This is a genomic window from Actinoplanes sp. NPDC048791 (assembly GCF_040650095.1).
GTDB lineage: Bacteria > Actinomycetota > Actinomycetes > Mycobacteriales > Micromonosporaceae > Actinoplanes.
The window spans coordinates 1-1,159 of the sequence record NZ_JBEZGQ010001683.1 but is presented as its reverse complement, the minus strand read 5'-3'; the positions used below and the strand labels follow the sequence as shown (position 1 = coordinate 1,159).

Genomic DNA, 1,159 nt, shown 5'->3' with positions numbered 1-1,159 from the left:
CTGCTGCCCGGCGAAGGGCCCGACCTCGACGACAAGCTGTTGCTCGACGGGCGGCCGCAGGAGCTCGGCCCTGACGAGTACGCCCTGTTCAAGCCACGCTGGGGCGCTTTCTACCGCACCGCGCTCGACGAGCTGCTGCGCGAGCGGGGTGTCGACACGGTGGTCTTCGCCGGCTGCAACCTGCCCAACTGCCCGCGGGCCAGCATGATCGAGGCCAGTGAGCGGGACTACCGGGTCGTGCTGGCCACCGACGCCATCTCCCAGGCCACCGAGCAGAGCTTCCGGGAGCTCGCCGGGATCGGCGTCGTGCTCGCCGCCACCGCGGACATCGTCGCCCGGGTCACCACACCGGGTTGAGACCGGGCGCGGCGGGCGTCGCGGCTGGAAGGAGCATCATGCGAGCCGTTCTGGCGGACCTGTCGATCCCCCGGTACCTGGCCACCGCGGCCGCCCGGGCGCTGCCTGGGGGCCTCGGCGGTGACGCCGGCTGGGGCGCGGCCGGCCTGCTCGTCCTGCGTGAGGATGTACCGGTGCCGGTGCTGCCCCGCGCACCCGGCTGGGTGCTGCTGCGTCCGGAGCTGTCCGGCATCTGCGGCAGCGACACGGCCGTCGCCCACGCCAAGTCGTCGCTGGTGCTCAGCGCGTACTACACCGCGCGGCGGCAGATCCTGGGGCACGAGATCGTCGCCGTGGTCGAGTCGGCCGGGCCGGGTGTGACGTCGGTGTCCGCGGGTGACCGGGTCGTCGTCGACTCGGTGCTGTCCTGCGTGCACCGCGGTTTCCCGCTGTGCCGGTCGTGCCGGGAGGGCTTCCCGTATGTCTGTGAGCGCTTCGACGAGCCCGGGGTGTCCGGCTGCCGGTCGCCCACTCAGGGCTTCGACGCGGCGCTGGGCGGGGGCTGGGGCGAGTACGTCGCCGCCCACGAGAGTCAGCTGCACCGGGTCGGGGCGCTGCCGTCGTACCGTGCGGTCCTCGCCGAGCCGGCGGCCGTCGCCCTGCACGCGGCGCTGCAGTGGCAGCGCCGCGGTGACCGCGCCGTGGTCATCGGCCCGGGGACCATCGGCCTGCTGGTGACGGCGGCCCTGCGCCGGCTGCACCCGGATCTGGACATCACCGTGGTCGGCCCGGGCGAGTTCAGCCGGGCGGCGGCGGCGCGCAC

At 74.4% G+C, this 1,159-nt stretch carries 2 protein-coding genes; both read left to right on the top strand.

Going from position 1 to position 1,159, the window contains the following annotated elements; translation table 11 throughout:
- Positions 1–357, top strand: a 357-nt coding sequence (locus AB0C29_RS49605; RefSeq protein ID WP_360835510.1) for an isochorismatase family protein, incomplete at its 5' end; no start/stop codon positions are given.
- A 38-nt stretch (positions 358–395) separates the two neighbouring features.
- A partial coding sequence (locus AB0C29_RS49600) for an alcohol dehydrogenase catalytic domain-containing protein (protein WP_360835508.1) occupies positions 396–1,159 on the top strand: 764 nt, incomplete at its 3' end.